This is a genomic window from Priestia sp. P1_B12_1, from assembly GCF_056406695.1.
In genome coordinates this window covers 644,861-664,171 of record NZ_JBFTZR010000002.1, presented here as the reverse complement: position 1 = coordinate 664,171, position 19,311 = coordinate 644,861, and the positions used below count along the sequence as shown (strand labels likewise).

Annotated in this window: 18 protein-coding genes and 2 riboswitches; of the genes, 4 read left to right on the top strand and 14 right to left on the bottom strand. The window is 40.0% G+C overall.

Annotation, left to right across the window (positions count from 1 at the left end; genetic code table 11):
• Positions 1–216: 216 nt before the first annotated feature.
• From AC1D0Y_RS08810 to AC1D0Y_RS08765, 10 genes are all read right to left on the bottom strand, one after another.
• Positions 217–354, bottom strand: coding sequence for a hypothetical protein (locus AC1D0Y_RS08810; RefSeq protein WP_165573317.1), 138 nt, complete (start codon positions 352–354; stop codon positions 217–219).
• Between the two features lie 130 nt (positions 355–484).
• Complete coding sequence (locus tag AC1D0Y_RS08805; RefSeq protein WP_060746717.1) at positions 485–1,825, bottom strand: CoA-disulfide reductase; 1,341 nt, start codon at positions 1,823–1,825, stop codon at positions 485–487.
• Positions 1,826–1,911: 86 nt separating this feature from the next.
• Positions 1,912–2,946: an ABC transporter permease gene (locus tag AC1D0Y_RS08800; RefSeq protein WP_060746716.1), complete on the bottom strand. Its 1,035-nt coding sequence runs from the start codon at positions 2,944–2,946 to the stop codon at positions 1,912–1,914.
• Positions 2,943–4,448: a sugar ABC transporter ATP-binding protein gene (locus tag AC1D0Y_RS08795; protein ID WP_098332271.1), complete on the bottom strand. Its 1,506-nt coding sequence runs from the start codon at positions 4,446–4,448 to the stop codon at positions 2,943–2,945. Before AC1D0Y_RS08795 ends, AC1D0Y_RS08800 begins: the two co-directional genes overlap by 4 nt.
• 16 nt (positions 4,449–4,464) lie before the next feature.
• Entirely contained in the window at positions 4,465–5,541 is a 1,077-nt protein-coding gene (locus tag AC1D0Y_RS08790) for a sugar ABC transporter substrate-binding protein (protein WP_060746714.1), read from the bottom strand.
• A 122-nt stretch (positions 5,542–5,663) separates the two neighbouring features.
• A complete protein-coding gene (locus AC1D0Y_RS08785; protein WP_013082223.1) occupies positions 5,664–6,179 on the bottom strand; it encodes a 1,2-dihydroxy-3-keto-5-methylthiopentene dioxygenase in 516 nt (171 codons plus the stop codon).
• Positions 6,180–6,194: 15 nt separating this feature from the next.
• Positions 6,195–6,833 carry a methylthioribulose 1-phosphate dehydratase gene (locus AC1D0Y_RS08780; protein WP_060746713.1) on the bottom strand — a complete coding sequence of 213 codons (639 nt, stop codon included), beginning with the start codon at positions 6,831–6,833 and terminating at the stop codon, positions 6,195–6,197.
• On the bottom strand, positions 6,830–7,495 hold the full coding sequence (locus tag AC1D0Y_RS08775) for a 2-hydroxy-3-keto-5-methylthiopentenyl-1-phosphate phosphatase (protein ID WP_060746712.1): 666 nt from the start codon (positions 7,493–7,495) through the stop codon (positions 6,830–6,832). The genes AC1D0Y_RS08780 and AC1D0Y_RS08775 overlap by 4 nt, the downstream gene beginning before the upstream one ends.
• The gene (gene mtnW / locus AC1D0Y_RS08770) at positions 7,492–8,736 is read right to left on the bottom strand and encodes a 2,3-diketo-5-methylthiopentyl-1-phosphate enolase (RefSeq protein WP_060746711.1); all 1,245 of its coding nucleotides are present in this window, start codon (positions 8,734–8,736) and stop codon (positions 7,492–7,494) included. The genes AC1D0Y_RS08775 and mtnW overlap by 4 nt, the downstream gene beginning before the upstream one ends.
• A 79-nt stretch (positions 8,737–8,815) precedes the next feature.
• A riboswitch (SAM riboswitch) is annotated at positions 8,816–8,922 on the bottom strand.
• 130 nt (positions 8,923–9,052) lie between these two features.
• Positions 9,053–10,225 (bottom strand): pyridoxal phosphate-dependent aminotransferase, encoded by a 1,173-nt coding sequence (locus AC1D0Y_RS08765; protein WP_060746710.1) that lies wholly within the window; start codon positions 10,223–10,225, stop codon positions 9,053–9,055.
• Between the two features lie 112 nt (positions 10,226–10,337).
• Between AC1D0Y_RS08765 and AC1D0Y_RS08760 the strand changes: the two genes are divergently transcribed.
• The 4 genes from AC1D0Y_RS08760 (at position 10,338) to AC1D0Y_RS08745 (ending at position 14,064) form a co-directional block, all read left to right on the top strand.
• A complete protein-coding gene (locus AC1D0Y_RS08760; RefSeq protein WP_060746709.1) occupies positions 10,338–11,120 on the top strand; it encodes a carbon-nitrogen family hydrolase in 783 nt (260 codons plus the stop codon).
• Between the two features lie 91 nt (positions 11,121–11,211).
• A riboswitch (SAM riboswitch) is annotated at positions 11,212–11,362 on the top strand.
• A gap of 135 nt (positions 11,363–11,497) precedes the next feature.
• Positions 11,498–12,670 carry an S-methyl-5-thioribose kinase gene (mtnK, locus tag AC1D0Y_RS08755; RefSeq protein WP_028407887.1) on the top strand — a complete coding sequence of 391 codons (1,173 nt, stop codon included), beginning with the start codon at positions 11,498–11,500 and terminating at the stop codon, positions 12,668–12,670.
• 35 nt (positions 12,671–12,705) lie between these two features.
• Positions 12,706–13,764 carry an S-methyl-5-thioribose-1-phosphate isomerase gene (gene mtnA / locus AC1D0Y_RS08750; RefSeq protein WP_098332267.1) on the top strand — a complete coding sequence of 353 codons (1,059 nt, stop codon included), beginning with the start codon at positions 12,706–12,708 and terminating at the stop codon, positions 13,762–13,764.
• A 135-nt stretch (positions 13,765–13,899) separates the two neighbouring features.
• Positions 13,900–14,064 carry a hypothetical protein gene (locus AC1D0Y_RS08745; protein WP_013055953.1) on the top strand — a complete coding sequence of 55 codons (165 nt, stop codon included), beginning with the start codon at positions 13,900–13,902 and terminating at the stop codon, positions 14,062–14,064.
• On the opposite strand, the gene AC1D0Y_RS08740 is transcribed toward AC1D0Y_RS08745, so the two are convergent.
• From AC1D0Y_RS08740 to AC1D0Y_RS08725, 4 genes are all read right to left on the bottom strand, one after another.
• The gene (locus AC1D0Y_RS08740) at positions 14,065–14,568 is read right to left on the bottom strand and encodes a methylated-DNA--[protein]-cysteine S-methyltransferase (RefSeq protein WP_060746707.1); all 504 of its coding nucleotides are present in this window, start codon (positions 14,566–14,568) and stop codon (positions 14,065–14,067) included.
• A 19-nt stretch (positions 14,569–14,587) separates the two neighbouring features.
• Positions 14,588–16,744: a PAS domain S-box protein gene (locus tag AC1D0Y_RS08735; protein ID WP_225049643.1), complete on the bottom strand. Its 2,157-nt coding sequence runs from the start codon at positions 16,742–16,744 to the stop codon at positions 14,588–14,590.
• Positions 16,745–17,173: 429 nt separating this feature from the next.
• Positions 17,174–17,887 (bottom strand): LutC/YkgG family protein, encoded by a 714-nt coding sequence (locus tag AC1D0Y_RS08730; RefSeq protein WP_081085293.1) that lies wholly within the window; start codon positions 17,885–17,887, stop codon positions 17,174–17,176.
• Complete coding sequence (locus AC1D0Y_RS08725; RefSeq protein WP_028407882.1) at positions 17,865–19,304, bottom strand: LutB/LldF family L-lactate oxidation iron-sulfur protein; 1,440 nt, start codon at positions 19,302–19,304, stop codon at positions 17,865–17,867. Before AC1D0Y_RS08725 ends, AC1D0Y_RS08730 begins: the two co-directional genes overlap by 23 nt.
• Between the last annotated feature and the right edge of the window lie 7 nt (positions 19,305–19,311).

Below are 19,311 nucleotides of genomic sequence, written 5' to 3'. Positions count from 1 at the left end.
ATGTAAATAGAGTCGCAATAATAGACATTTTTTTTGCAAAAAAATTATTTTGTCGGAATTTACAAACGCTTACATTACTATAGGAATACCATTTATCTTTTTTTTACAACTTGTTTTTCGACAAAAGATGCTGCTTGTCGAATCGAAAAAAGATTGAGACATAACGAAATAAATCTAATCGAAAGACGAACAAATGAGATACATGAACTGGACTGCTTATGACACCGCAATTGATTTCCGTGCAAGGCTTCGCTTTCCGCGGGCGGCCGCTGAGCCTCCTCGTCGCTTTCGCTCCTGCGGGGTCTCACCTGTTCCGCTTTTCCCGCAGGAGTCTTCGCCTTGCCCTCCAATCAACTGCTAGAAGGAACGAAACAAATAAAACGATGTGCACCATCACAAAAAAAAAAACGAACCACTCATCAAACAGTTTGATGAATGGTTCGTTTTTTACTTGGACTCAACTACTTTTGTCCCAGCCTCTTTTTTATTCAGCTTTCTGAGCAGCAATTTGTACAGCATCCCATACCGTAGCAAAAGGAGGAGCGTACGAAAGATCTAGCATGGTTATTTCATCTGTTGTGAGGCGGCAAGTAATAGCTGTCGCAAATACATCGATTCGTTTTGCTACTCCTTCTTTCCCAATCATTTGAACCCCCAAAATCTCTTTTGTTTCAGGATGATAAACAAGTTTTATCACAATCTTTTCAGCTCCTGGATAGTAAGAAGCATGACTCGGAGCTTCGGCTGTGACGGCTTTGTATAAAAGAGAATTTTCTCTTGCTTCTCTTTCTGAAATGCCGGTTTTTCCGATTTCATAGTCCATCACTTTGACAATACTTGTACCTATAACACCGGGAAATTCTCGACTTTCTCCCCCTAATCGGTAACCAAGAACCCTTCCCTGCTTATTGGCAATGGTTCCAAGAGCAATATGAACATCTTTTTTTAATACGCGGTGATAGCTCGTTGCACAATCTCCTGCTGCGTAGATATGTGGCACGTTGGTTTCCAACTTCTCATTTACTAAAATAGCTCCATTTTCAAGCATCCTTAGTCCGTTTCTTTCTAAGAATTGCGTATTCGGACGAACTCCTACATTTACAATCACTAAATCTGTTTGATACGTTTGACGGTTTGTTTGAACGTGAGTGATGGAACCATCTGAATGCAGCAATGCTTCCACTTCTTCTTCGAAATGAAATAAAATATCGTCATCTAGCTGCTTTTGTAAATGCTCTGCCATTTCTTGATCTAAAATAGATAGAATCTGCTTTCCCTGTTCAATAACCCGTACTTCTTTTCCCAAAGCCTTCATTGCTTCAGCTACTTCCATTCCGACATATCCTCCGCCGATAATGGTGACTTTCTCTACGGAGTGAGCCTGTAGATATGTATAGATTCTTTCGCTGTCTTCTAATGACTTTAATGTGCATACATTCGGCATGTGATCACTCATAAAATTGGGTTTAACAGCCGTTGTTCCAGTTGCAATGATGAGTTCATCATATGTTATCTCTTTTTCCGTTGACGTCTTTACATCTTGCACTACTATGTATTTTTTTGTATGATTTACTTCTTTAACTTCGTGGAAAAGATGGACGGAGATGTTTCGCTCTTCAAATTCTTGTTTCGTCCGAGCAATCAAATCGTCTTTTTCTTTTACAACTCCTGACAGATAGTAAGGCATGCCACATGCGCTGTAAGAGATATCTCCACCTTTTTCAAACACAAGGATTTCCACTTCTTCTTTTTCTTTCATCCGGCGAAGCTGTGAAGCTGCGCTCATTCCGGCGGCTACTCCTCCTATAATGACGACACGTTTCATCTATACTCCCTCTTTCTACATAAATAATAAGCTATACTATTGTTTTTCCTTATTCTTCCCGATTTCAAACGAAAAAAAACGGCTGTTTACACAGCCGTAGATGTTTGTTTCGAGCGGTAATATGTTAAAGCCAAGGCTCCTGCTAATACAGCTCCTTTAATAATGTCTTGCATATAATACGGAACATTTAGCATCGTTAACCCATTTAACAGCACACCAATTAAAATAGAGCCAATCAGTGTCCCGAATACATTCGGTTTCCCTGCTCCAAATACGGAAAAGCCAATGTATGTAGCAGCTACGGCATCCATTAAAAATGGTGAACCCGCGTTTACTTCTCCTACTCCAATACGGGCAGCTAAAACGACTCCTCCCATTCCAGCAAGCAAACCTGAAAACATATAGGCATACATACGGTAACGATTAACCGGTACGCCCGAAAGTCTTGCTGCTTCTATGTTCCCTCCTGTTACGTAGAAAAAACGCCCAAACTTCGTATAGGAAAAAACGATATGAACAAGCAGCACAGTCAGCAGCATAATGATAACAGGAACAGGAATACCTAGTAAGTGACCTTGCCCCAGCGCAAGGAAAGATGGAATAAAAATTCCCGGAGCTCTGTCTCCGCTTGGTAAAGGCATATTGGTATAAATAGCTGAGCCTTTTGTATACGTTAATAAAATCCCCTGTACGATGAACATCATGGAAAGAGTGGCTAAAATATCAGGAATCTTTACTTTCACTACTAAAAAAGCATTTATTAACCCGATAAGAAGCGATGCAATAATCGGAACAATGATAGCGACTGCAATTTCTTGTCTGTGTAAAACAAGCATAGAGGCTGATAAAATAGTGGCTAACCCAGCCGTAGACCCTACAGATAAATCGAGTCCGTTGACGGTTAACGATATCGTTACACCAAGCGCTATTAAGGTAACAATGGAAATAGAGCGCAGGATATCACTAATGTTTTCTCCTGTTAAAAAGTTAGGTGTGGCAATGGAGAAGATAATCATAATAACAAAAATCATTAAGACTGTCCCATATTTATAAAAAAAGTCGAAAACGCTTATTTTTCTCTTTGGTTTCGCTACAGGTTCTGTTACATACTCCGCACTCATCCTTTTACTCCTCCTGCTGTATAATAAAATAATTTTTCACTAGTTGCTTCTTCTTTGGATAATTCTTTCACGATTTTCCCGTTGTACATAACATAAATTCGATCCGCTACCCCTAGCAGTTCCTCGAATTCACAGGTTGCATAAACAACGCCTTTTTGCTGTGACACAAGATTTGTAATTAAGTCGAATATTTCTCGTTTGGAGCCCACATCGACCCCTTTAGTTGGTTCATCAAACAACAGCACGCTAGAGTCCGTAACAAGCCATTTTCCGATTGCTACTTTCTGCTGATTTCCACCGCTTAACGTTCCAACTGACTGCTCGATAGAATGAGACTTTACGCCAACTTGCCCAGTCGTTTTCTGCGCTTTTTCTTTGATCTTTCCCCGCTTTAGAAATGAATAATTTGTAAAGCGGGACAGACTTGGCAAAACTAAGTTATCGGCAATGGATTCATGAACAAAAATTCCTTCTTTTCTTCGTTCTTCAGGAACAAGAGAAAGACCTTGTGCAATATAATAATACGGCTGCTTATTCAACTTTAATTTCTTGCCTTTTAATCGAACGTTGCCGCTCACATATTGTTCTAAACCAAATAGACTGCGGCAAAGCTCCGTTTTCCCCGCTCCAACAAGCCCTGCAATACCGACTACTTCTCCTTCTTTTACATGAAAAGAGATATTAGAAAGGCGCCCTGGAAGAGATAATGCTTCTACATGTAACAGTTCGTTTCCAATTTCTACTGATTTTTTGACCCATTGTTTTACAGAAGACGTTCCTAACATGAGCGTAATCACGTCTTCAATCGATGTATGTGAAGTTTCTTTTGTAGCTACATAGCGTCCGTCTTTTAAAACGGTTAAACGGTCGCAAATATCAACCACTTCTTGAAGGCGATGTGAAATGTAAATAATGCCTACTCCGCTTTTCTTCAGCTCTCTCATCACAGAAAACAATTGTTTCGTCTCTTCCACACTAAGAGGTGCGGTTGGTTCATCCAAAATTAAATAATCAACATTCTGTACAATTGCACGTGCAATAAGCACCTGCTGTTTTTCTGATAGAGTTAGGTCAACGACATTTTTTTTAACGGATAGAGAAGAGCCAAGTAAAGAAAGAGCTTCTTCCGCTTTCTTATAAATAGATTTCCAGTTTACAAATGTCTTACTTTTATTAGAAGTCTGCACGTCTAACACAATGTTTTCAGCTACTGACAGCGAAGGAATCAGCGCTACATCTACTTCTTGATGTACAATGCCGATGCCGTGGCGCTTAGCTTCTTTAGGAGAAGAAATGGAGATTTCTTCTCCGTTTTTGAATATTTTTCCTTCGTACTCATCGTAAGCTCCGCACAATATTTTCATCAGCGTACTTTTACCGGCACCATTGGCTCCCAATAAAGCATGGATTTCCCCTTTTTGAACAGTAAAATCAACTTTGTTCAGCGCTTGAAAAGAACCAAAGTTTTTTGTAATGTTCTTCATTGAAAGCTCATTCGTCATATCTGTCCCTCCATTTCTATTCTTTATTGCCCCATTCTTTTACGTACTGACTAAGCTGATCCATATTAATCGTTTGATTAGGCAAGTCTGTTTGTTTGACTAAAACCGGATCAAATGAATAGTAGCGAGGAATCTCTTGACCGGAAATCTTTTTAAGAAGCAGATCAACTTGCTTTTCTCCTACTGAAGCTGGATTTACGGCAGCTGACGCTTTCCACGGACTGTTTTTTGCCTGCATCATTTGCAGATCTTCATCAGATAAGTCCACTCCGTACACTTTAATCTCGTCTCGTCCCGCTTCTTTAATCGCTCTTGTTACTCCTTTTGCAAATTCGTCCCAAGGTGCCCAAACGGCCGCGATGTCTCCTTTATTTGGATACTGCTTCAACACAGCTGCCATTTTATTTTGTGTGTCTAATGAGGTGTTGTCCGTTGCGCTTCCAAACGTAGCAATTTGTTTTACATCTGGGTAGCGATTCATCATAATTTTATAAATGCTGTCGCGCTTTTCCATCGGCGCAAAGCCTCCAACAAACGCATATACAATGTTTCCTTTTCCATTAATGTCCTGCATCATTTGTTTTAGACCCTGCAGCGCAAGCATATAATCGTCTTGGTCAATTGTTGTAACGCCTTCTACTTTTAATTCTACGTCTGTTGCAATAACGGGAATTCCTTTTGCAATCGCGCGTTTCACGCCAGGTTCAAGAGTTTCAGCCCGGCCGTGGTCAATCATAATACCGTCAACATTTTGGTTAATAGCCGTGTCTAAATAAGCAGCCATTTTGGATTGATCATTGTTTGAATCAGAAACGGATAGCTGTACCCCTGCTTTTTTAGCCGCTTTTGTCACACCTGTTATGTACTGAGCAGCGTGAGTGCCTGACGTAAATTCAGAAATAAGCGCAATTTTTGTATCTTTCGTAACCTTTTTTCCTTCTTGCTGTACAGGCTTAGCAGAAGCCGCTTGCTGCGCTGGAGCTGCCTGTGCTTTCTCGTTTAGACTTGGCTGTTCTTTCGTGCAGGCAGCCAGCGCAAAGACTAGAAGCACGAGCAAAGTAAGTGGCCACAGCATTTTTTTACTCTTTTTCATGGTGTTCCTCCCATTAAACTTATTATTCATATAAAAATAGTTAGTTTTATAATAGTCCAAAGAATACCCCGCTTTTAGATGTAAAAGCGGGGTGATGATGACCTATGCTTTACAAGTAATTGTTATGCGTAAATAGGTACCCATCCTTCAGTTGTCACGAAAATTCGGACAGCGACTACTTTACGATCTTCCATTAGTGTAAAGTAATGAAGAATATTTTCTGGTACTGAAATTAAATCGCCCGGCTCTAATTCAACATCAAAAAATTCGCCGTCTTTTCCTTGGATAACAAAGATTCCATGACCGCTTACAATAAAGCGAACTTCGTCATCTGTGTGAATATGCTTGCGCTGAAAGTTTTTTAACAATTCATCAATATTTGGTGTAGATTCCGATAACGAGATAACATCTTGAGCTTTATAGCCGCGGCGTTCAGAAATATCTTTAATATCCTCACCAAAAGCGTTTAAAATTTCTGTTTTTTCTTCATCAGTTAAATCATATTTTTCACGAAGATTTTCTGGAAGTTTTGTAATGTCCCAGTTTTCATAAATAACTTCATTGTTTGCCAGAAAAGCTGATACTTCCTCTTGAGTTTCAATTCTTTTATTGTTTACATGTAAGCGAATGTGCGCCATTGTTGTTTCCTCCTTTTATAAATGCACCTTTGGCTTAATGCCTTTAAGTGACAGTAATTTAACGTGGTAGCTAAATAGAAATTCATAGGCTTCTAGCGCTTTTTTTGTTTCAAATGCATTTTTCCCCCATACCGTAATCCCGTGGTTACGAATCAAAATCGCGCCTTGATCGTCTTTTATATGATGAGAAAACTCTTCTGCTAGTGTCGGAATATCTGCGTAATTCGGAATAATCGGAACAGTAATTTCCGCATCTTCTTCCCAAATACCTAGCGCCTTAATAATTTCTTGACCTTTGAATGAAATAACGCCTTCATCTCCGTACAGTTCAGAGATCACGTTATTGTCGATTGTATGTACATGAAGGCTGCACCCAGCATTCGTTAAATTGTAAATCTTAACGTGCAGAAGCGTTTCAGCAGAAGGCTTTAAATGCGTGTCTTCTGCAGGCTTTCCGTATTGATCAACTAATAAAAAATCTTCATTTGTACGTTTTCGTTTATCTTTTCCACTTGCTGATACAAAGAAAGTTGTTGGATTTTGGTCCACTTTAATTGCTAAGTTTCCGCTTGTACCGAAGAACCAATCGCGCTCTGCCAGCTCATCTTTTATATCCGCAAGCTCATGCAACCTTTGCTGAGCCATGATACTCATGCTTTCACCTCTTCTGTTAATTCTTGTAAATGATGAATTACATCATAAAAAGTAGAAAAAGGACGATACGGTAGAGATAGCTCTTCACATTTTTTAATTAAAAAGTCACGTGCAATGACCGTATCAGCTAATTTGGCAGCCTGCAAATCCGTAATGGAATCGCCAATAACAACCGTATGATCTCTTTCATCTGCAAGATGGCGAATAATCGTTGGCTTACAGCAGCCGCAGTCATTTGTACACTGTTTATCACATGTATGAGGCCACGTAATGGAAATATGCTCACCGGAAAAATCAGATCCATTGCAGTAGAGCATTTCCTCTGCAACTCGATTTTCCAAAAGTGGTTTTACAAAAAAGTCAATTCCTCCGCTTACAATATAAAGCGGAATATGGTGCTCTTTTGTATAGGCAATAAAATCATCAAATCCCTCTCGAATAGCAGACGTCTCTAAAATATAAGAAATAATATCTTCTTTTAATTCCACGGGGAGCAAGGCAAACATTTGCCCTACTCCTTCTTGAATGGAGACGCGCTGTGCCAACACGTCGTCTTTAATACTTTCCCACTCCGGAGGAGCAAATTGTTTCATAATAGCAATAATGTTATCGCTATTTGTAATTGTTCCATCAAAGTCACAAAAGATTTTTAACGATGTCATGCTTTCACCTCTACTGTTCCCCATAGTTGCAAAGCTTTTTGCAACTCTTTTGATTCTTCAGCTTTTTCGGCTAATGTTTGATGAGAGAGTACTGCATCTATCGCCGCACGGAATGCTTTTCCTCCTCCGATAGCTCCCTCTGGATGACCGTGAACTCCGCCTCCTGCATTAATAATGCTGTCGATTCCAAAGTCCTTCACAAGCTGCGGTACCATTCCAGGATGAATTCCTGCTGAAGGAACCGGGAAAGACTGCTTATATTTGTATACAGGACGCGTTAATTCGTAGGCAATGCCTGTCGTATCTTCAAGAGAAAGCGCTACGCTTCCGTATGGTGATGGAAACAGAGAGAAATCCGCTCCGGCTAAACGCAATAGCTTTCCAAGCAGTAATGAATTTGAAAAACCGTAAAACTCTGATGGCGTAAGCGCTCCGCTAACAGCTGGGTGTGCCATAATCGGCAAGTTAATTTCATCGTCTTCTCGAAGTGCCTGCAGTACGTCTAACCCGTAAGCAAATACATTGAATAAAAGAGCATCGGCTCCTAGCTCAGCTGCTTTTCTCGCTTTTTCTTTTAATTCAAACGTTCGACCCGTTAAATTAACAGCATACAGCGTGCGGTGTCCCGTTTTTTCGTATACTTCATTCAGTACTTTTTTCCCTTCTGTAACGCGAGCTTCAAAAGGTGTTCGTTCACTATCAAACAAAATCTCGTCGTCTTTAACCAAATCCACTCCGCCAAGCGCTTGCTCACGCAGCTGAGTTGTTAAGTACGTCATATCTCTTCCAATCACGCCTTTAAAAATACTCATCACAAGCGGACGGTCGTAAACGCCTAGTTTCTCTCGGATACCTTCTATTCCAAAGCGCGGTCCTGGGAATTGAGCTAATAATTCATCAGGAAAATCCAAGTCTAATAATTTCACTTTTCCATCAAGTGATAGTTTTCCGAAAACCGTAACTAAAATAGCCGGTAAATCTCTTGAAAAGTTGGCAGTTGGATAAGCAATTTTGACAATTGCCTGCTTAATTTCTCCGCCTAAATATCCGTTTACACGTTCGCAATCTTGAAGCTCAGTTACGGACACGACGCGCCCTTTATGCTTTTGAAGCTGCTGTTGATCTAAAAGCGGCAGATCTGTCCATGAGCCGACGGTTAGTCCTAAAGCAATTCCTTCCGCTTTTTTATAAAAATTTCCTTTATTATCATGTAGTAAGTAGCTTGCAACGATTTCACTCATTATGCTAAAAACTCCCTTGCTGTTTAATATCGTTAATAAAAAAGCCTCTTCTGTGATTAAGAAGAGGCTTTCGTTGCTCTTCTTATCTCTCAGCTGCTGCTGCAAGAATTAGCACCGTGCTTAACATGCGTTAAGTCGGTTGCCGGGCTTCATCGGGCTAGTCCCTCCACCTACTCTTAATAAGAAAGTTGCTATTTATTTAAATTAAATTCATAGATTATATACTAAATAAAAAATACCGCTAGGATTTATCGGTTATTAATCTCGTTAACTTCTTACATATTAAGCCAACTCAAAAAGGATTGTCAATGCGTTTTTAAAATAAATTTAATTTTTTTATTCGAGATACGGCTTCTCTCATACGCTCTTCATCCGTCAGCAGTCCTACGCGCACATAGCCTTCACCATATGTTCCAAAGCCTACTCCAGGCGCCACTACAACGTGAGCTTTTTCAAGAAGTAAATCTGAAAACTGTTCAGAAGTATATCCTTCAGGAACTTTTAGCCATGCAAAAAAGGAGCCCGCTGGAGATGTAACATCCCAACCAATTTCTCGAAGCCCTTGAATAAAGGTATTGCGTCTAGATTCATAGCGCTTAACTAAATCATTCACACATTGTTGAGATTCTAACAGAGCTGCGGCTGCTGCCTCTTGAACCGCCCCAAAGAGACTGACATACATATGATCTTGAAGAAGATTAATAGCTTCTACAACACTTGCATTTCCTACAGCAAATCCAACTCGCCATCCCGCCATGTTATACGTTTTAGAAAGAGTATAAATTTCAATTCCCGTCTCTTTTGCACCAGGAGTCTGTAAAAAACTGATTGGCTTTTTACCATTAAATCCAATTGCTCCGTAGGCAAAGTCGTGTACCACACAAATATCGTGCTTGGCAGCAAACGCCACGGTGTCTTCAAAAAATTCTGCCGTTGCTACTGCACCAGTAGGATTATTCGGATAGTTTAAAAACATGAGCTTTGCCTGTTCTTTAGCACGTTCACTTATCTCTTCGTATACGGGTAGAAAATGATTTTCAGCCGTGAGCGGCATCACTTCCATCTTTGCCTTTGCAAGCTCTACTCCAGACCAGTAATCAGGATATCCAGGATCGGGAACCAGCACCGTATCTCCAGGGTTTAATAAGCACTGCGGGATTTCTACAAGTCCACCTTTCCCGCCAAACAAAATAGCTACTTCTTTTTCAGGATCCACATCAACGCCATATTCTCGTTTATAAAAAGTCACAACGGCCTCTTTTAAAAACTGGTGCCCCCGAAATGGAGAATATTTATGATTCATAGGATTAGCACTTGCTTTTTGCAGTGTTTCTACAATATGTGAAGGAGTAGGCTGATCGGGATTTCCCTGCCCTAAGTTAATAACGTCGTGCCCTTGGGCCATTACTTTTCCTACCTTGCCTACAAGTGATGCAAAAAATTGTTTTGGTAAACTTTTTAATAGTTCCGATTGCTCAAATTGTTTCATCATCGCACACCTTCTCAAAAAATTCTTGAAATTCTAGTCACAAATAATATATTGTAATACTCAACTTGTAAAGTCATTTTTTTCAACTACTAAAAAAAGGACGGATGATAAAGTGAGTGTAAAAATTACGTGTTTACAGCTTGATATTGCGTTTGGAAACCCAACTAAAAACCGAAAATATATCGAACAAAAAATGACGGAAGCCCTGAAAGAAAACCCTGATATCCTTGTGCTTCCTGAGCTATGGGATACAGCTTATGATTTGACTCGGCTAGACGAAATTGCAGATGATGAAGGGCAGCAAGCCAAGCAATTAATCTCTCAGTTTGCTAAAACAAACGAAGTAAATATTGTGGCAGGTTCGATTGCGAAAAAAACAGAGCAAGGTGTCACGAATACGATGTATATTTTTGACCGAAAAGGTCGTGAAGTATCACAATACAGTAAACTGCACTTATTTAAATTAATGGATGAACACCTGTATTTAGAAGCAGGAACAACAAAAAATCTTTTTACACTTGAACAGTCACTGTGCGCAGGAGTTATTTGTTACGATATTCGTTTTCCAGAATGGATACGGGTTCATACTAGCAGCGGAGCAGAAGTCTTGTTTGTTGTCGCTCAGTGGCCGGCTCCAAGACTTGCCCACTGGAAAGCCCTGCTCATTAGCCGTGCAATCGAAAATCAATGCTATGTAATCGCGTGTAATCGTGTAGGCCAAGATCCTAATAACACATTTGCCGGACATTCCTTAGTCATCGATCCGTGGGGAGAAATAATCGCTGAAGCTGGCGATAGCGAAGAACTTTTAAGTGCTGACGTTAACCTGGAACTTGTAAAAGAAATTCGTAAACAAATTCCTGTCTTTACAGATCGCCGTACAGAATTTTATTAATTATGTATTGACAGCCGTTTTTTTGCATGATACGATTTTCACCAGATATCATAAAATATTCAAACAAATCAAAATTGAATAAGTAATCGTACTCTTATCAAGAGTTGGCTGAGGGATTTGGCCCTGTGAAGCCCAGCAACCGACCGTCATTCCATCCTAAGATGGATCACACCCGTAAAACATGTTTTACAAAGGCACGGTGCTAATTCCAACAGAAAGTAATTTTTTCTGGCAGATAAGAGGTTTGAACACTACAATCAAGCCTCTTTCCAACGAAAGAGGCTTTTATATTTTCTAAAATTATAAAAGCCTCCATATATTCTTAAACCTATTAACTTAGTAAACGAATCAGTTTAATAAACTATGGAGGGATTCCGATGTCAACAACAAAAACAGAGAAGTATCAGCCTTTAACAGAAATTTCAGCAATCAAACTTGTGAAAAAGCTAGGTCTTTTTGATGCTACAGAAGCACTGACTGCCCGTGAAATTGGTGACGGTAACTTAAATCTCGTCTTTCACATCATAAATGATCAAACGAATAAATCCATTATCGTCAAACAAGCACTTCCCTATGCAAAAGTTGTAGGCGAAAGCTGGCCTCTATCCTTGAACCGTGCCACAATTGAAAGCAATGCGCTCAAGCAATTCGGTGCATTTACGCCAGAACTTGTTCCCGCTGTTTATTACCACGATGAAACGCTTGCTGTTACGGTCATGGAAGATCTGTCTCATTTAACGATTTCTCGTGCCGGACTTATTCAAGGTGAAAGTTATCCTCTGCTCTCACAGCATATCGGTTCTTTTTTAGGACATATTGCGTTCAAAACGTCTGATTTCGCCTTAAAGCCTCAGGATAAAAAAGAAGAAGTTGTTAAGTACAGCAACCCTGACTTATGCAATATTACGGAAGATTTAGTTTTTACAGATCCTTTTTTTGATATTGATACAAATGAATTTGAAAAAGCGCTGCGTCCTGATGTAGAAGAATTGTGGAATGATAGTGATGTAAAGCTACAAGCAGCAAAATTAAAATATAAATTTTTAACAAATGCGCAAACGCTAATCCATGGTGATTTACATACAGGCAGCATCTTTGCTAGCAGTCAAGAAACGAAAGTGATTGATCCAGAGTTTGCTTTCTACGGTCCGTTTGGATTCGATTTAGGACAATTTGTTGCGAATTTATTTTTAAATGCTCTTTCTCGAGAAACAAATCGCGAACCGTTATTTGCACACATTACGAACACATGGAACGTATTCAAAGATACCTTTACTGCGCTTTGGCATTCTGAAAGCACTGAACCTTTCGCTAAAGATGAGCGCTTATTACATGAAATTTTAACGCAAACGTGGCAAGATGCTGTTGGATATGCAGGATGTGAAATCATTCGACGTACGATTGGCTTAGCTCACGTGGCGGACTTAGACGAAATTTCTTCAGAGGAAAGAAAAATTAACGCTAAACGTACTGCGTTAAAAATTGGACGCTATTTGCTTCTGCACCAACAAGACGTTTCACCAAATGAATTTGAACATTTACTTCGATAACGAATAATGTACACAATGAAAGGATCGGTATCAGCATGACAAATACACTATCACTTCCGCGCTCAGTGGAATGGAATGAATCATATATTACTTTATTAGATCAGCAGCAGCTTCCTGGCAAAGTTGAATATATTAAGCTGCAAACCATTAAAGACGTATGGGATGCTATCACTACCTTGAAAGTACGCGGAGCCCCTGCAATTGGCATTACGGCGGCTTTTGGTCTTGCTCTTTCTGCGCTTAGCTATGACACAGATTCAGTCAAGGAATTTAACAAAAAGCTAGCTCTTGATCAACAGTATTTAGCTAGTTCACGCCCTACTGCCGTCAATTTATTTTGGGCATTGGAGCGCGTAGCGAAAAGCGCTGAATCCGCTTCGTCCGTTAATGAAGCTAAAACAAAAGTTGTTCATGAAGCTATTCAAATTCAAGTAGAAGATGAAGAAACGTGCTACCGAATTGGAGATTATGCTCTTTCTTTATTTAAAAAGAAAGATAAAATCATGACAATATGTAATGCTGGTTCAATTGCTACAGCTTATTATGGAACAGCCTTAGCACCTTTTCACTTGTCTAAGCAGCGCGATATTCCGCTTGAAGTATTTGCCTGCGAAACAAGACCCGTTCTTCAAGGTTCTCGCTTAACAGCATGGGAACTTCAGCAGTCGGGAGTGGACGTTACGCTGATTACGGATAATATGGCCGCTCATACCATTAAAACAAAAGGAATTAATGGGATTATTGTAGGTGCTGACCGCATTGCAGCAAATGGCGATACGGCTAACAAAATTGGAACATATGGACTTGCTCTTTTAGCGAAAGCATTCGGTATTCCATTTTACGTAGCAGCGCCGCAGTCCACATTTGATTTATCTATTCAAGACGGCAGCAGCATTCCTATTGAAGAACGTTCACCTAAAGAAGTAACACACATTGGGGATACGCAAATTGCTCCAGACGGAATCTCTGTGTACAATCCAGCTTTTGATGTGACGCCAAGCGAACTGATTACGGCCATTATTACAGAGCATGGAATTATCCATGCCCCGTCTTTTGAATCCATTCAAAACGTTTTGCTGCAATCTGCTCAATAAAAAAAGCCGCTGCTATGCGGCTTTTTTTATTGAGCACTGATTTCCACCTGCATTTGTAACACAATTGTAACAGTACTCTCTTCTTTTTCTACATATATTATAGGGGATTTCTTTTGAATAAGGGGGAGAGTAAATATGAGTTCAGAGCAAAAAACGGATAAAAACAAAGCGCTGAATCGTAAGCAGCAATATCAGCTATTCGATTTATCCAAAGATGAAGAACTAAATTCCCTCCCTTCTCCTCAGCAAATTGACGGTGTTTTCGTGCAAGGAGAAGGCTGGAAATTGGACGGTGAATAGTTATTTTAACTCCAGAGCACCTTTTGCTACATTTCTTTCAAGCATTAATAGCTTCTCTTTTATATGAGTTTGCGAGCCTGCATAACCTGTTAAAGCTCCATTTTTGCCAATCACACGATGACAAGGCAAAATAATAGGCAGTGGATTTCGACGATTCGCTTGTCCCACAGCTCTTACGGCTTTAGAGCGATTAACAGACTCCGCTACCTCACTGTAAGACCACGTTTGTCCATAAGGTATATGTTCAAGCGTTAACCACACTTCTTTTTGGAAGTCTGTTCCTTTTATATCCAAAGGCAAATCAAATGTTAGCGTGCGCCCTTCAGCATAATCCTGCAGCTGTCGCTTCGCTTCTTTCACATGGTGATAATCCTCGTCATGGACAAGTTTTTTAAGCTGCTCATTATGATCATCGCTATCAAACCAAATATGTTGAACCCCTTTTTCCGAGGCTACAATATAAATTTTCAAATCAGAAAATAAATTCATTTCTCCATAGTACATACTTGCTTATCCTTTCTATTTAGGCTGGAAGAATAACATGAAAAGCTGTGCCTTCTCCTATTTTGCTTTCCACTTCAATGCGCCCTTTATGTTCTTCGATAATTTTATATGAGACCATCAAACCGAGTCCCGTTCCTTTTTCTTTTGTCGTATAAAATGGTTCTCCTAAGCGCTTGATGCGCTCTTCGGGCATTCCGTCTCCTTGATCTCGAATGGAGACCGTCACGTAGTGCGGCTCTGTAGAGGAGACATCAACAAAAATTTTTCCTCCGTTTGACGTGACTTCAATTGCATTTTTAATGACATTTATTAGTACTTGCTTAATTTGGTTCGGCTCGCAGTATACCATTGGCAGCTGAGGGGACACACTTAGTTCAAACTGAATATTTTCTAAAAGCGCCTGAGCATTTAATAAATCGATCGTTTCTTTCACAACCGCATCTAGATTTTTCTTTTCAAACTTTACTGCCTGTGGCTTAGCGAGTACTAGAAACTCTGTAATAATGGTTTCAATTCTTTTTAATTCGGATTTAATAATATCAAAATAAAGAGAATGATCTTCTTGAATGCTGCTTTCTAACAGCTGAACAAACCCTTTTAAAGCTGTCATTGGGTTGCGGATTTCATGCGCAATCCCAGCTGCTAACTGTCCGACTACTTGAAGCGTATCCGATTTTCGAATCTGCTCCTGCATTTGATTTCGTTCCGTTACGTCTCGTAAAAGCGTCATATATAGACCTGGCAAGATATCTTTTTTCGTGGAAAATTCGATATTTTTAACTTTTTCGTTCCCCGTAACGTACGTAATCTCTCCTTCAGCTTCCCCTTTTTGCTCAATCGTTTCTTTATGCTCAATGACCGCATCTAAATTCGCTGAAGAAATAAAATCCTCCATGGAGTGCGCACAAATCTCCTCTTTGCTGAGTTCTAGAATATCACAAAGAGAAGAATTTACATCAATAATATTTCGCTTGCCGTCCCATAAAACTAACCCATCGATCGAACCATTAAAAATCTGTCTGAATTTCTCTTCGTTATTTCGAAGCTCCTGTTCGATTTTTGTACGTTCACTGATGTTTCGAAAAATCGTTAAATGGTCTCCTTCTATAATGCCTTTTTTCCCTGTGAATTCCAACTGCTTGATTTCTCCATTTGGCATGTAAAAAGGAAGCTGATTGCGAATTTCTCCTTTTGTTTGAAACGTTTGGAGCACCTTTAACGCACTAAAGCTTTTTGTATCGATAAACGTATACAAATTGCTTCCAATTAATTTGTTTAACGGCAGCTCAAATGTACGCGAAGAAGCAAGATTAGCGTTCAAGATTTCACCATCATCTCTCCAAATCAAGATCGCTTCAATCGCATTTTCAAAAATAGCCCTGAAATTTTTTTCGCTTCTCAACAGCTGCTGCTCCATCAGCCGTTTTTCCGTCACGTCTCTCATAATGGACATATAGTATTGACTGTATATATTAGCCGTTGTGGTAAATTCAAAAAAAGTAACGTCTCCATTTTCGAGCCTGATCGGTAGCTCGCCGCTTGTCTTTCCTTCTTGATGCAGAGTTCTCCATAATTTTTTCACCTTATAATGATAAGTAGGTTCTACAAGCTCTTCTAATGTTTTGGTTAGAAGCTGTGCTCTTGTATAATTTAATCGTTCGCAAAATGAAGGGTTCGCGTCGATAAGCTGACCCGTTCGATCAAAAATGACAATTCCGTCTACCGCTTCATTAAATACATCCATAAACATATGATGACTAATAAACCGTTCATTTTCCATCATTTTGTGCTGCGTAATATCCCGAAATGTACACACAATAATGCCCGACATGTGACTATGTTTGTGTGAAGTAAATTCAACATGCTTCATCATGCCGCTTCGAAGCGTCATCGCGCCTTCATATTTGAAATAGCTTTCTTCTAAAAGTGCTGGATAATATGCTTCAATCATGTCATACGGAAAATACATCAGAAAATCTTTCATTTGATACGTTAATAGCTCATCCTTTGTTTTTTCAAACAGCCCGCAGGCTGATTCATTTGCATTTATAACTTGAAAATACTCATCAAATACGACAATGGCATCTAATACGTCATTAAAAATAGCTCGTAGCTGCTGTAATTCATCTTGCTGCTTTTGCGCAGCTTCAGATGTTAATTCTCTATGTGGTGACATGCTCATTGCTCCTTTCTTTTGCACTTCCCATTTCCCCACCTTTTATCTATAGACTTAATATTCTACAAGATTTGCTTTTTACCTTTTTAAAATTAGGCACGTTTATTCAAAATGCGACATTTCTTCACATTATCCCGCTATTTAGAAATGGAGCATGAATAAAAGAGGCTGAGACATAACAAAATGAATCCAATCTAAAGACGAATAAATGAGATGCATGAGCTAGCTGAACCGCTTGTGACACCGCAGTTGATTTCCGTGCAAGACTTCGCTTTCCGCAGGAGTCTTTGCCTTGCCCTCCAATCCACTGCTAGAAGGAATGAAACAGCTAAAACCTATGCTCAACATAACAAAGAAAACGAACCGTGAATCAAACATGTTGATTCACGGTTCGTTTTTCACTTCGGCTAAAATACGTTTGTCCCAGCCTCATCGATCATTCACTACAATATAAGTGGCTTGAATAGGTCCATGCACGCCAACGACTAAATTCATTTCAATATCGGCTGAATTGCTCGGTCCCGTAATAAAGTTAATGCAAGAAGCAATCGTTTCTCCTCGCTCTACTTTTTCATGAATCATTTCAGCGGCTTGTGTCATGCGAGGAACAATTGAGCTTTGAGGAATGATTGCAATATAAGTGGCGGGCAGCAAACTGACCGATCGTCCTTTTTCAGCGCTGCTGAACAAAACAACTGTTCCAGATTCCGCTAACGTCAAATCACTGAAGGTAATGCCGACGTTTGCTTGTTCAGCTAGTGTAATATTCTCATCGCCTTTTGCAGAATTCCATACATGAAGGCTACTGCTTGTTTCCCATTTCTCCATCAGCAGATTCAATCCATATTCGGAAAATCTAGGATCATCCCACGTGCTCACAAGACCATTTCCATAGTTCGCTACGGCTTCCTCAAGGACAGCTGGCAAGTGTTGTGATGATGTTTCTACATAGCGAGTATGAATACGTTCGCAATGGTTTTCAAGCTCTTTCTTTAATTGATCCGGCGAATAGCTGCGGTAGACCTCATGCTGAGGAGCGTGCTTCCATTGTGGCTTTACTACGCCGCTTGTTCGCCTGTTTCGCTTAAGATTAGCAGCAACATTGTCTAAAAAACTGTCTCTATTTTGAATGCTTCCGTTCATCATCATCACTCCTTTTATCAAACCAATCTCGTAAGCGCTCTTTTGTAGGTGCCGGAAACTCTCTGCTTTCCGTCCACGCTTTTAATGGACCAGGTCCTTTGGAAATACTGCTTCCTGACATAAAAGGCGTAAGAGCTGCCGGTGCTACTTTAGCGCCCACTGTATATAGAGAAGAAGAAGCTGCTCCCAAGCCAAATGCTTTCATCGCCAGCTTTTCCGAAATAGGTGCTTTTCCTTCTTTTTCGACAATTCGCTGACGATGCTTGTGTAATAGCTCATGCAGCGGAATTTTGACCGGACAGGCATCTGTACAGGCTGCGCATAGCGTTGATGCATAGGGAAGCTCTTTGTAGTCTTCATAGCCTCCAAGCAAAGGAGATAATACAGCTCCAATCGGACCTGAATAAATAGATCCATATGAATGCCCTCCAATATGGCGATACACGGGACATACATTCACACATGCCGCACAGCGAATACACTGTAAAACAGATTGAAACTCAGTTCCTAAAATCGCAGATCGCCCGTTATCTACAATCACTAGGTGAAATTCTTCCGGTCCGTCTACTTCCCCTGGAAGTCTAGGCCCTGTAAGCGCTGTTACATAACTTGTGAGCCGCTGACCTACTGCACTTCTAGTTAACAGGCTTACCAACACTTCAAACTCTTCAAACGTTGGCACAATTCTTTCCATTCCCATAACCGTAATTTGCGTTTTAGGAAGGGCAGTTGTTAACCTTGCATTTCCTTCATTGGTTACAAGTGAAATAGATCCAGATTCTGCAATCGCAAAATTACATCCCGTGATGCCAATATCTGCTGATAAAAATTCTTTTCTCAGCATTTCCCGGGCATGAAGAGCTAGTTCTTCAGGTTTTTCTGTTTTTTTATACGAAAGCTTTTCCTGAAATACATCTCTAATTTGTTCTTTATTTTTATGAAGTGCAGGAGCTACGATATGAGAAGGCGGATCGTGATCATCTACTTGCAGGATATATTCTCCTAAGTCCGTTTCAATAACTTCACAGCCTAGTTCCTCTAAAGCAGCGTTCATATGAATTTCTTCTGTAACCATTGACTTGGATTTAACCACTTTCTTTGCCTGCTTTTGCTTCGCTACATTTTTTATGTACTCATTCGCTTCTTCAGCTGTTTGAGCGAAAAAAACGTGGCCTCCGCGTTTAGCTACATTATCTGTCAGCTGTTCTAAATAGTAATCTAAGTTTTCAAGCGTATGCTGACGAATTTCTTCACCAAGCGCTCGCCATTCTTCCCAGTTTCCTAACTCTTCTGCCGCATCTAATCTACGGCTTCTTAAGCGCTCTTGAGCACCTGAAACCGCAAAGCGCATAAACGCATTATTGACTCCATCATCAACACGTTTTTTAAACTGGTCGTTTCCTATTTTCATAGACATTCGGCAT